Origin of the sequence: Gordonia sp. (in: high G+C Gram-positive bacteria) (assembly GCF_049299075.1) — a bacterium.
GTDB lineage: Bacteria > Actinomycetota > Actinomycetes > Mycobacteriales > Mycobacteriaceae > Gordonia.
In genome coordinates, this window is record NZ_JBAQWU010000162.1 from 1 (window position 1) to 11,293 (window position 11,293).

The 11,293-nt window shown below is 68.0% G+C and carries 13 protein-coding genes; 7 read left to right on the plus strand and 6 right to left on the minus strand.

Features of this window, described 5'->3' with window-relative positions:
• Window positions 1-34: 34 nt before the first annotated feature.
• The 3 genes from glpK to WAW85_RS05525 all read left to right on the plus strand — a co-directional run bounded on the left by glpK (window position 35) and on the right by WAW85_RS05525 (window position 2,470).
• On the plus strand, window positions 35-1,519 hold the full coding sequence (gene glpK, locus WAW85_RS05515) for a glycerol kinase GlpK (protein WP_422558653.1): 1,485 nt from the start codon (window positions 35-37) through the stop codon (window positions 1,517-1,519).
• 68 nt (window positions 1,520-1,587) lie between these two features.
• Window positions 1,588-1,962, plus strand: coding sequence for an ArsR/SmtB family transcription factor (locus WAW85_RS05520; protein ID WP_422558641.1), 375 nt, complete (start codon window positions 1,588-1,590; stop codon window positions 1,960-1,962).
• 22 nt (window positions 1,963-1,984) lie between these two features.
• A complete protein-coding gene (locus WAW85_RS05525; protein ID WP_422558642.1) occupies window positions 1,985-2,470 on the plus strand; it encodes an SRPBCC family protein in 486 nt (161 codons plus the stop codon).
• A 96-nt stretch (window positions 2,471-2,566) separates the two neighbouring features.
• Here WAW85_RS05525 and WAW85_RS05530 read toward each other — a convergent pair whose 3' ends face one another.
• On the minus strand, window positions 2,567-4,006 hold the full coding sequence (locus WAW85_RS05530) for an MFS transporter (protein ID WP_422558643.1): 1,440 nt from the start codon (window positions 4,004-4,006) through the stop codon (window positions 2,567-2,569).
• 7 nt (window positions 4,007-4,013) lie between these two features.
• A complete protein-coding gene (locus WAW85_RS05535) occupies window positions 4,014-5,414 on the minus strand; it encodes an NAD(P)H-quinone dehydrogenase (protein WP_422558644.1) in 1,401 nt (466 codons plus the stop codon).
• 103 nt (window positions 5,415-5,517) lie between these two features.
• Between WAW85_RS05535 and WAW85_RS05540 the strand changes: the two genes are divergently transcribed.
• The gene (locus WAW85_RS05540) at window positions 5,518-6,009 is read left to right on the plus strand and encodes a gamma-glutamylcyclotransferase (RefSeq protein ID WP_422558645.1); all 492 of its coding nucleotides are present in this window, start codon (window positions 5,518-5,520) and stop codon (window positions 6,007-6,009) included.
• A 15-nt stretch (window positions 6,010-6,024) separates the two neighbouring features.
• Here WAW85_RS05540 and WAW85_RS05545 read toward each other — a convergent pair whose 3' ends face one another.
• Window positions 6,025-7,227 carry an amidohydrolase gene (locus tag WAW85_RS05545; protein ID WP_422558646.1) on the minus strand — a complete coding sequence of 401 codons (1,203 nt, stop codon included), beginning with the start codon at window positions 7,225-7,227 and terminating at the stop codon, window positions 6,025-6,027.
• The gene (locus WAW85_RS05550; protein ID WP_422558647.1) at window positions 7,227-7,922 is read right to left on the minus strand and encodes an enoyl-CoA hydratase/isomerase family protein; all 696 of its coding nucleotides are present in this window, start codon (window positions 7,920-7,922) and stop codon (window positions 7,227-7,229) included. Before WAW85_RS05550 ends, WAW85_RS05545 begins: the two co-directional genes overlap by 1 nt.
• Before the next feature lie 77 nt (window positions 7,923-7,999).
• Here WAW85_RS05550 and WAW85_RS05555 point away from each other — a divergent pair, with 77 nt between their 5' ends.
• Window positions 8,000-8,650 (plus strand): hypothetical protein, encoded by a 651-nt coding sequence (locus tag WAW85_RS05555; RefSeq protein WP_422558648.1) that lies wholly within the window; start codon window positions 8,000-8,002, stop codon window positions 8,648-8,650.
• Window positions 8,651-8,656: 6 nt separating this feature from the next.
• Here WAW85_RS05555 and WAW85_RS05560 read toward each other — a convergent pair whose 3' ends face one another.
• Complete coding sequence (locus WAW85_RS05560) at window positions 8,657-9,412, minus strand: hypothetical protein (RefSeq protein ID WP_422558649.1); 756 nt, start codon at window positions 9,410-9,412, stop codon at window positions 8,657-8,659.
• An 84-nt stretch (window positions 9,413-9,496) separates the two neighbouring features.
• Window positions 9,497-10,165, minus strand: a complete 669-nt coding sequence (gene upp, locus WAW85_RS05565) for a uracil phosphoribosyltransferase (protein WP_422558650.1) — start codon at window positions 10,163-10,165, stop codon at window positions 9,497-9,499.
• 154 nt (window positions 10,166-10,319) lie between these two features.
• Here upp and WAW85_RS05570 point away from each other — a divergent pair, with 154 nt between their 5' ends.
• A complete protein-coding gene (locus tag WAW85_RS05570) occupies window positions 10,320-10,490 on the plus strand; it encodes a hypothetical protein (RefSeq protein WP_422558651.1) in 171 nt (56 codons plus the stop codon).
• Window positions 10,484-11,011, plus strand: a complete 528-nt coding sequence (locus WAW85_RS05575) for a hypothetical protein (protein WP_422558652.1) — start codon at window positions 10,484-10,486, stop codon at window positions 11,009-11,011. Before WAW85_RS05570 ends, WAW85_RS05575 begins: the two co-directional genes overlap by 7 nt.
• The last annotated feature ends 282 nt before the right edge of the window (window positions 11,012-11,293 follow it).

Genomic DNA, 11,293 nt, shown 5'->3' on the forward strand with positions numbered 1-11,293 from the left:
CACCCCGCCCCCCGCCCAGAGTTACGTCGCCGCCATCGACCAAGGCACCACCTCCACGCGGGCGATGATCTTTGATCACGCCGGCCAGGTGGTCGCTTCCGAACAATTGGAGCATCGGCAGATCTTCCCGCGGGCCGGTTGGGTCGAGCACGATCCGATGGAGATCTGGCGGAACACCCGCCGGGTGGCCGCGGCGGTCCTCGCGGCGTGCGAAATCAAGCCGCTGAACCTGGCGGCCTGCGGCATCACCAACCAACGCGAGACCACCGTCGTCTGGGATCGGGCCACCGGCCTGCCGGTATACAACGCGATCGTCTGGCAGGACACCCGCACCGCCGACCTGTGCACCCAACTGGCCGCCGCGAACCCGGCTGGCGTCAACCGGTTCCGCGAGCGCACCGGCCTGCCGCTGTCCACCTACTTTGCCGGGCCGAAGATCCGCTGGATCCTGGACCACGTCGACGGCGCCCGCCAGCGCGCCGACCGCGGCGAGCTGTGTTTCGGCACCATGGACAGCTGGCTGTCCTGGAATATGACCGGTGGCACCGACGGCGGCCGACACGTCACCGACGTGACCAATGCATCGCGCACCATGCTGATGGATCTGCGCACCCTGCAGTGGGACCCGGAAATCTGCGCGGAAATGGGCATTCCGCTGTCGATGCTGCCGGAAATCCGTTCGTCGTCGGAGGTGATCGGTCCGCTGCGCGCGGCTGGCTCCTTCGCCGACGTGCCTCTGGCCGGCATCCTCGGCGATCAGCAGGCCGCCATGTTCGGCCAGGCCTGCCTGGAGCCGGGTGAAGCCAAAAATACCTACGGCACCGGTAACTTTCTGCTGCTCAACACCGGTACCGCGCCGGTCTTCTCCGATCACGGCCTGCTGACCACAGTCTGCTATCGCTTGGGCGACGAGCCTGCGCGCTATGCGCTGGAGGGTTCGATCGCGGTGACCGGTTCGCTGGTCCAGTGGCTGCGCGACAACCTCGGCCTGATCTCGACCGCCGCCGACGTCGAGGATCTCGCCGCACAGGCCGAGGACAACGGCGGCGTGTACTTTGTTCCGGCCTTTTCCGGTCTGTTCGCCCCGCGGTGGCGGCCGGACGCACGCGGGGTGATCGTCGGCCTGACCCGGTTCGCCGATAGACGGCACCTGGCGCGGTCGGTTCTGGAGGCCAGCGCCTATCAGACCCGCGAGGTGATCGAGGCGATGGAGGCCGACTCCGGCGTCGCGCTGACCACACTGAAGGTGGACGGCGGCATGGTGGTGAACGATCTGCTGATGCAGTTCCAATCCGATATCTTGAACGTCCCGGTGGTGCGCCCGGTGGTCAACGAGACCACCGCCCTGGGCGCCGCCTACGCCGCTGGTCTCGCCGTCGGCTACTGGGAGTCCACCGACGACATCCGCACCAACTGGGCGCAGGGCGCATGCTGGTCCCCGACCATGGACGCTGACGAGCGCGTACGCCTCTACGACGGCTGGAACCGCGCCGTCACCCACTCCTTCGACCTCGCCTAACGCCTCCCGCGGCACCCGTCCGCATGCGGGAAGGTTGACATGCAACCAAATGGTTGTAGATTGAGGAAGTGACCGAGGCCGACGAGGACCGCGCCGACGCGGTGTTCCACGCCCTCGCCGACCGGACGCGCCGTGACATCCTGCGCCGCGTCCTGGCCGGGGAGCACTCGGTCACTGCGTTAGCGGAGAACTACAACATGTCGTTCGCCGCGGTACAGAAGCACGTCGCCGTCCTGGAGAAGGCCGGACTGCTCACCAAACGGCGCAGCGGTCGCCAGCAACTGGCCTCCGGTGACGTCGTGGCCGTGCGATCTGTACAGGCGATGCTCGGCGATCTGGCACAGATCTGGCGCGGCCGGATCTCCCGGATCGACGATCTCCTCGCCCTCGACCCCAACCCGCCCGACCCGCCGACGCCACACACTGAACCCGAACACAGTTGAATCCACACCCACAGGAGCCGTCATGCCCGTCATCAACGTCGACACCAACCTCGACAACGCCAGTATCACCATCACCGCCGAGTTCGCCGCCCCCATTGAGCAGGTGTGGGACATCTACGCCGACCCGCGCAAACTGGAGAAGGTTTGGGGCCCACCGGACTGCCCGGCGACCTTCGTCGAACACAGCCTCACCCCCGGCGGTCGCACCAGCTACTACATGGAACTGCCCGAGGGTGGGCGCGCGTGCGGCTGGTGGCAGGTCACCGCGGTCGACGCGCCGAACTCGTTCACCTTCGACGACGGCTTTGCTGATGTGAACCTGCAACCAATCGACGATATGCCGACATCGGCCAACGTCTACTCGTTCACCGAGTCCGGCGGTGTCACCCGCGCGGTCTTCACCAGTACCTACACCACGGCCGAGGGCTTGGCACAGGTCTTGGAGATGGGTGTCATCGAGGGCGCCACCGCCGCCATCAACCAGATCGACGGCCTGCTCGCCGCCTGAGTCGTGCACGCTTCCGCCGATTCGCGCGCGTGATGTCGGAAGTCGCGCGGCGTGCATAGCGCGCGACTTTCGCTATCACGCGCGACAGCGACACGGCTACGGCTGGTCGGCCACCGGCTCCCGATACCGGCGGGCCGAGCCGAACTCACGGAAAGCGACGACAACGGCGAGAACACCGATCAACACGTAGCCGAAGCTGAGCACCCGGGCCGAGCCGAGTAACGACGGTCCGCCGAGCGCCACCAGCAGTCCGGCCAGCGCCGAACCGAAGGCGGTCGCGATGAGCTGCGTGGTGTTCATGCCGGCCGAGATCTGCGCGGCTTCTCCGGTCCCCGGAGTGGAGGCGGCTTTCAGTCCGGAGGTCAGCCAGTGCGCCATCGCCATGCCGATGCCGGTGCCCGCCACAAACAGCGAACCCACCCATCCGGCGATCACCCAGCCGCTGGGCGCGTCGGTCTGCAGCAGTCCGTACGCGAGGAAGCCGAGCGAGATGAGGGTCGGCCCGAGTACCCGGACCACTCGCTTCGCGCGCTCGGATTCCAGGGTGGAGCTGGAGATCGAGCCGACGGTCCACCCCCACGAGATCGCCGCCCCGAAGAACCCGGCCGCCAGCGGCGACATCGCGCCGAGCCGCTGACCGAACAGAGGCACAAAGGTCTCGATGGTGACCGCCAAGGTCAGCAGCAGGATCGACAGGTAGATCCAGCGCAGCGGCGACGACCCGCGGTAGATCATCGCCGGCAGCACCCGCACTGACGCACGGCGTTCACGGAGCACAAAACCCGCCGCGCAGACGACGGCGGCCAGCATCAGCGCCGCGACCGCCGTCGCGTCGGTCTCGAGGGACGCGACACTGATCAGCAGCGCGGACACCGCGAGCAGCACCAGCGCGAGCCAGGGCACCGGATCGTCGTCGGTGCGCGACGTCCCAGCGGCCCGCGGCAGCACCCGCGCGGCCAGGCCGCCGAGCGCGAGCGCGATCACCGCCAGCAGAACGAAGGCCCCGCGCCACACGCCGAGCTGCGCAAAGACCCCGCCGATCACCGGGCCAAGTAGGTTGCCCACCCCCCACATCGCCGACATCAGCGCGACGGCCCGCTGCCACAGAAATGCCGGCAGGATCAGCCGCACCACGGCAAAACCGAGTCCGGCGAGCAGACCGGCGGCCAGCCCTTGTACGGCCCGCCCGATCAGCATCACGCCCATGGTGGGCGCGGCGGCCGCCACCGCGGTTCCGGCAGCAAACACCAAGAAGCCGCCCAGATAGGCACTGCGGCCACCGAACCGGTCCAAGGTGCGGGCCACCAGCATCGACGAGATGACCGCGGTCACCACGAAGACCGTCATGGTCCACGCGTACAGCTCCTCGCCGCGGATATCGGCCACGGCGCTGGGCATCAGCGAGGTCGTCACATAGGTGTTGGTGGCGAACAGTCCGACGCCGCCAGCCAACACGACGACCGGTGCGCGGTGTTCGGCGGAGAAGAGCTCCCGCCAGGTGCCGACACGGCCCGGGCGGGCCTGATCGTCAGTCAACGCCGGGTCAGTCCAGGTCGTCGTGCCGCACGAGCTGCCGGGCGGCCTCGGTGATCGACCCCGTCAGCGACGGGTACACCGAGAAGGTGTTGGCCAGATCCGACACCTGCAGCTTGTTCTCGACGGCGAGCGCGATCGGCAGGATCAGCTCGGAGGCGTTCGGTGAGACGATGACACCGCCGATCACCACGCCGGTGGCCGGTCGGCAAAAGATTTTGACGAAACCGCGGCGCAAACCACTCATCTTGGCGCGCGGGTTGGTGGCGAGCGGCAGCATCACGGTGCGTGCCGGATACTCGCCGCTGTCGATCGCGTTCTGCGAGACGCCGACGGCAGCGATCTCCGGCCGGGTAAAGATGGCCGAGGCCACCGTCTTGAGTCGGATGGGGCTGACGCCCTCGCCAAGCGAGTGGTACATCGCGATGCGGCCCTGCATGGCGGCCACCGAAGCCAGCGGCAGCACGCCGGTGCAGTCACCTGCCGCGTAGATGCCCACGACCGAGGTCCGTGAGACGCGATCGACGGTGATGTAGCCGCCACGGTCGACGGTCACGCCAGCTAGGTCAAGGTTCAGGTCGGTGGTGTTCGGGATGGAGCCGACCGTCACCAGTGCGTGCGAGCCAGCGACGGTCTTGCCGTCGGCCAACTGCACGACGACCCCATCGTCTGTGCGCGTCACACTATCGGCACGGGCATGCTTGATCAGCGTGACCCCGCGTTCGGAGAATGCCTCCTCCAGCACGCGCGCCGCATCCTCGTCTTCATGCGGCAGCACGCGGTCCCGGCTCGAGACCAGCGTCACGGCCACCCCCAACTCGGTGTAGGCGTGCACAAACTCCGCGCCGGTCACACCCGAGCCGACGACGATCAGATGCTCAGGCAGCTCGGGCAGGTCGTAGAGCTGCCGCCAGTTCAGAATGCGTTCGCCGTCCGGGCGCGCATCAGGCAGCTCACGCGGGGACGCGCCGGTGGCGATGAGCACGATGTCGGCAATGACGCTCTCCACCGCCCCATCCGGCGCGGTGGCCAGCACCTCGTGCGCGCCGCCGGTGCCGGACCCGGCCAGCGAGCCGCGGGCATTGACGATCCGCACGCCCTCACTGATCAGCCGGGCGCGGATGTCCGCGGACTGCGCGAAAGCCAGGTCTTTGACGCGCTGATTGATCTCCGGCAGCGTCACCGGTGCCGTGCCCGCGTCGATGTCGATACCCAGGCTCGCGGCCTTCCGTACTTCGGTACGCACCCCGGTGGTGGCGATAAACGCTTTACTGGGCACGCAATCCCAGAGCACGCAGGCACCGCCGATCCCATCCGAGTCGAGCAGCGTCACCTCGGCACCGTAGGCCGCTCCGGCCAGGGCCGCCTCGTAGCCCGCTGGGCCTCCGCCGATGATTGCTATCCGCGCCACGTTGCCACTCCTCATCCGCCGGGCTGCTGTCCGTCCCAACTTATCCCCAACTCCGTCGCCGTGTGCGGTTCCGTCGACAGGACAGACGGCATAGGCTTTGCGCGTGCCCCTTTACGCCGCCTATGCGTCCAACATGGACCCCACCCAGATGCGCCAACGGGCGCCGCATTCACCCATGGCCTCCACCGGCTGGCTCTGCGGTTGGCGAATCACTTTCGCCGGTGACGACCTCGGGTGGGAGGGCTCGCTGGCCACGGTCACCGAGGACCGCGACGACCCAGACGCCCAGGTGTTTGTCGTGATTTACGACGTTCCCGACGAGGACGAAGCCAACCTGGACCGCTGGGAAGGCACCGAACTGGGGGTGCACCGCAAGATCCGCGCACGCGTGGATACTGCCGATGGCCCGCAACTGGTGTGGCTGTACGTGGTCGACGGCTACGAAGGCGGCCTGCCGTCGGCGCGCTATATCGGCGTGATCAGTGACGCGGCCGAGGTGGCCGGCGCACCATCGGACTACATCCAGCGGCTGCGCTTGCACGAGGCTCGCAATGTCGGTCCCGGCCCGGACGAACCGATGGACAATCAGGGCTGACCCGGCCGCCAGACTCTACACGACCGGATCGAATGGGGCGGGATCGAATGGGGCGGGATCGAACTCGCCGTACAGCACAGTTCCGGCGAGCGTCGCCACGCCGATCGCAAGGGCACGTTCGTCGACGTCGAAGTTGGGCTGATGCAGATCAGTTTGCGGACCCGTGCCCGACCAGACGCCGAGGCGCGCCATCGCGCCGGGCACCCGCTCGAGATACCAGGCGAAGTCTTCGCCGCCGGGCGACTGCGGGGTGTCCACCTCGGCGGCGGGATCGATAGCGACGACGCTGCGTCGCAGCGCCGTGATCGCATCGTCGTCGTTGATCACCGGCGGGACGCCGCGAACATAGGTGAGGTCGTAGCTGACGCCGAGTGGCGCAACCAGCTGGCCGACGATGCTCCGCACCAGCGGTTCGAGGTCGGCCCATACGCTGTGGTCGCCGGTGCGGACGGTGCCGCGCAGCCGCCCTTCTTGCGGGATCGCGTTCGGCGCATCTCCCGAATGCGCTGCGCCCCAACTCATGACGGTGCCCGAGCGCGGGTCCACGCGCCGGGCGAGGACGCCGGGAAGCCCGGTGATTAGGGCGCCCATCGCGTAGATGAGGTCCGCCGTCAAATGCGGACGCGAGGTGTGTCCACCCGGGCCGCGCAGGTGCACCTCGACGCGGTCGGCGGCCGAGGTCAGCGCGCCGGATCGCAGACCAACGGTGCCGACCTGCAGATGTGGATCGCAGTGCAGGGCAAAGATGCGTGCCAAACCGTCGGTGACGCCAGCGTCGAGCGCGTCGAGTGCACCACCGGGTAACACTTCTTCGGCGGCCTGAAAGATCAGCCGGACACTGTAGGGCAGATCCTCGACCGAGGCCAGCAGACAGCCGACGCCCATCAGGATCGCGGTGTGCGCATCATGGCCGCACACGTGCGCGACGCCCTCGATGCGCGAGGCGAACGGCAGCCCGGTCTGCTCGGGGATGGGTAGCGCGTCCAGGTCTGCGCGCAGACCGATCCGCGGCCGGTCGGCCGGACCGAAGTCGCACACCACGCCGGTGCCCTTGGGTAGCACCGTGGGCGTCAGGCCCGCGCCGCGCAGCACGTCGACCACCTTCGCGGTGGTGGCAAACTCCGCCATCGACAGTTCCGGTGCCGCGTGGATCTCCCGACGCCAGGCGATCACCCGATCGAGGTTCTCGCCGAGCCAGTCGTTGATCGCCGTGGACATCAGAGCAGTGTCGGCGGCGTCAGGGTGCTCAAGTCTTCCAGCAACGGCAGCCGCAGACCCCGCTTGATGGCGGCCTGATTGTCACCGACCAGGGCGGCCCGCTCGCGGGCTACTGCGCGGGCGCGATCGAGCAGGCCGGTGTCGTCGACGGCCTCCTCGACGATGCCGGCGGTGAGCGCATCCTCGGCGTTATACCGGCGGCTGGTCAGCATCGCTTCGGTGGCGGCGGCGTCCGGGACGCGGGTCCGCACGAGGGCGGCCATCCCGCGGGTGAACGGCATGTTCAGTGCGGCCTCGGGCAGCGACCAGAAGCCGCGCCCGGTGCGCATGATCCGGTGATCGGCGCAGAGGGCGAGCATCGCGCCGGCACCGAAGGCGTGCCCGTTGATGGCGGCGATCGTCGGGACCGGCAGGGTCAGCACCCGCACATACAGTTCGTGCACCTTGTCCAGGTAGCCGGGCAGTTCGCCGTAGGAGGCGGCGATGTAGTCGGTGTCCAGGCCGTTGCTGAAGAACTTGCCGGTGGCGGTCAGCACGATCGGTTTGCCAGCCGACAGCGCCTCGTCGAGCACCGCATTGAAGCTGTCGATCCAGTCGAGCCGGAAGCGATTCTCTGGGTTGGTCTCGTCGAGTTCGAGGCCGCGAGCACCCAAGAATACCTCGGCGGTGTCGTCGGTCAGGGAGAGATAGGGCATGGCAAAGACTCTATCGCTGCGCGCCCGGTTGGCGTGGGCCGGTCCGCAAGCTGCGGCGTCTGCGTACGCTGATGTGCGTGACGCAACCGTACGGACAGGGTGACTTCTCCCCCGGCCCGCAGCCGGGCTATTTCAATCAGCCAACCCCACCCCCGACTCCACCGAGCCGCATGCCGCAGATCCTGGCCGCCATCGCCGCGATCGTGGCCGTCGGCGCGGTGGCCGCCGTCGTCGCCCTCCTCTTGTCATCCAATTCCACTGACGACAACGCCACCACCGCCGCCGCTACGACCGACGTGCCCGCCGCCACCGCCACCGTCGTCGACCAGCAGCTGCCGGAGCAGGCCACCGTCACGGTCACTGGGCAGACCGGTGCCTCAACCGCCGGGGACCGCGGCAACGGTCCGCTCTCAGTGAACGGCGCCAACAGTCGCGGCTTCACCTCCGGCCCACGCTGCAACGCGCCGGAGGATCCCCTGCTCTTTGTCGGCTACACCCACCGGTCGCGCGCCGTAGTCTGCCAGGTCGGCAGCCAGGTCGGCCGCAACTACTACCGGGGTTACGCCGACGGGAACACCATTGAGGTCGGCTACCCGACCCGCGCGGGTTCGACGTTCACTGCGGTCAACGGTGACATCGCGTACATCGTTTCACCGTCATCCCTGGTGATAACCCGAGGCGGCGCGACTATCGCCACCGAGCCGATGATCCAGGCCTGGATCAACTGACCACGCTCAGCCGCGAATCTGCTGTTTGATCTCCCGGTAGCCACGCACCCGCGCCATCACCCGCTCGGCGGCGGAATCGGCGTTCGACGACGCCACCGGATCAGCCTCGACGCCGTACAGCAGGGCGCTGAGTTCGCCATGTAATTCGGTGCGCTGCTGCGCGGTGGCCGCCGCCTCACGGTCGGCCTGCAGCGACTCGTCGATGGCTGCGGCCTCTGCCGCGCACCGCTCGATCAGGTCGACGTTGCGGTTGGCTGCGTCGTCGAGCACCTGCGCCGCGGCCTCCGCCTCGTCGATAATCCGCCGGTCGTCAATGTTCGACGAGTCGAGCACGATCAGCGCGGCGGCCTTCTCGCGTAGCGCGCGCGCCCGCCGAAACGAGTCGACGATCGCGGCCAGGTCCGGACCGAAGTCGGTGTCCCCCAGCCAACCCTCGCGCGCCGCCTCGGAGGCGGCCACCCGATCGGCCGACGACCGCGCCCAGTCGATACGCGCCACCGTGCGGCGACCGAGCTCGTCGACGAACTGTTTTCGTCGTTCCCGCTCGGCCCGGGCGGCGACCACCTTCGCCGCCTCAGCCTCCTGCACCCGCCGCTTCTGGCGGTTGGCCTGCCCGTTGACCACCATTGCCACCATCACCGCGGCAACCACCAGCACCCCCACCACGATCCACACTTCCTTCGGGATCGAGAGCAGGACACCAAGCACAACGAGTCCGCCGACCATCCAGATGCAGCCCTCGTTGTCGTTCTTCTTCGCCATGCCGCACGGTATCGCCGACCTACGACATTCCCGCGGCCACGATGCTTCCCGCTGTCAGAACTCCCGCTGTCAGAACTCCCGGTGTCAGAAGTTGCGTGGCCCGAACAACCGGTCGCCAGCGTCGCCGAGGCCCGGCACGATGTAGGCGGCGTCGTTGAGGCCGACGTCGATCCCGCCGATCACCAATCGCCACCCTTTCCGGGAATCTTTGCGGGCACACCAATCTTTCAGTGCCGCAACACCTTCGGGCGCTCCAATCACGCACACGACGGTCACCGTGTCGGCGCCGCGGCGTTCCAAGACCTCGAGGGCGTGGATCATCGACCCCGCCGTCGCCAGCATCGGATCGAGCACAAAGACGCGGCGGCCAGCGAGATTCTCCGGTAGCGAGACCAAGTACTCGGTGGGCGCGGCAGTCTCTTCGTCGCGGGCGAGGCCGACAAATCCGGTCTGGGCTTCGGGCAGCACACCGAGCGCCGCGTCGAGCATGCCGAGGCCAGCCCGGAGCACCGGCACCAGCAGCGGCGGCGCATCGCACGGGACCGCGACGCCGTCGCACGGGCCGATCGGGGTGCGCACGCTGACGGGGGTGACCGTCAGGTCGGCCATCGCCTCATAGACCAGCATGCCGCTGAGCTGACCCAGCAGCGTCCGGAACGCCGGCATCGTGGTGTTCTCGTCGCGCAGCATAGTCAACCGCACCCGCACTAGCGGGTGGTTCACGACAGTCAGGTCCAGCGCGGCGTCGTCCATGACGGCTAACCCTAAGTGGGCGGCGGCCGGTTATCCACAGATTCACCCGGGCTGCGGCGCGTCGGGGAACCGGGCGGCGCGCGCGTGACGTCGTTGTTTGGTACTTCCTGGTCATATTCGTTGTCTGTCGTAGGCGGGTCGTAACGTCCGGCGCATGAAGCTATCGCATCCGCGGGGGTGGCTACGTGAGCCGCATCCCGACCTGGTGGACCAGCAGACCGCGCTGACCCGGATGGAACACCTCGACCCGGTCGAGGTCCCCGCGATCGATCACGCCTGCAACGGCGACTGGTCCTGGGCACCCGAGGGTGAGCTCGTATGCTGACCGGCCGCGACGTGGAAGAATCCGTCACCACCACCCAGTCGACCCCGAGGAGACTCATGGCAGGCAGCGGCAAGACCACCGGCACCCTGGCCGCCGTCGCTGCCGTCCTTGTCATCGCGCTCGGCGCAGTCCTGGCGTACCTGATCGTCACCAACCGCGACAATCCGCCGACGGCGCCGGTGACAGCGACCGTCATGGAGACCTCGACTCCCCCACCAACGGCGACGACCACCGAAACCCAGTACGTGGTGCCAGAAACCCCGGCCGGGTCAGCAGTGGTCGAGGGCGGCCACTGCCTCGAAACGGAGGCGCGCAGCTTCGGCACCGATCCCAACGGCCAGAGTTTGGTATGCACCTACATGGGTGCCGGAGGCGGTTACGTGTGGGTTCAGCACGCCACCAATTCCGGCGAGATCCACAACATCGGCGAACCGTGCGATCCAGCGGTCGATTCGGTCGCGCAGGATCCGAGCGGCAAAGCGATCATGTGCGGCGGCCAAACCTGGGTGGGTGGGCCGTGACCGGCGTCCAGCTGCTCTTAGACACCAATCGGCGCATCGTGGATACCTGGTCGGCGGCCGGTTATCCACAGATTCACCTGTCCGGCGGCGCGTCGGGGAACCGGGCGCCCCTCGCGTGCGTCTAATTGGTATGAAACCCGTCGCAGTAGATCCATCGACCCTCAACGACGTCGCTGGCCGACAGCGCGAGGCCGCGGCCCTGGTGGCGCAGCGCGCCGTCGCCGAACGGTTCGACGCCGCTGCTCTGGCGCCCACGTTCGGCCTGATCGGCGCACCTTTCCT

Excerpts from the sequence above, each read along its gene's own strand:
- WAW85_RS05525 (WP_422558642.1), top strand. The coding sequence starts at position 1,985 with ATGCCCGTCATCAACGTCGACACCAACCTCGACAACGCCAGTATCACC.
- WAW85_RS05545 (WP_422558646.1), bottom strand. The coding sequence starts at position 7,227 with ATGTCCACGGCGATCAACGACTGGCTCGGCGAGAACCTCGATCGGGTG.
- WAW85_RS05550 (WP_422558647.1), bottom strand. The coding sequence starts at position 7,922 with ATGCCCTATCTCTCCCTGACCGACGACACCGCCGAGGTATTCTTGGGT.
- WAW85_RS05560 (WP_422558649.1), bottom strand. The coding sequence starts at position 9,412 with ATGGCGAAGAAGAACGACAACGAGGGCTGCATCTGGATGGTCGGCGGA.
- upp (WP_422558650.1), bottom strand. The coding sequence starts at position 10,165 with ATGGACGACGCCGCGCTGGACCTGACTGTCGTGAACCACCCGCTAGTG.
- WAW85_RS05570 (WP_422558651.1), top strand. The coding sequence starts at position 10,320 with ATGAAGCTATCGCATCCGCGGGGGTGGCTACGTGAGCCGCATCCCGAC.
- WAW85_RS05575 (WP_422558652.1), top strand. The coding sequence starts at position 10,484 with ATGCTGACCGGCCGCGACGTGGAAGAATCCGTCACCACCACCCAGTCG.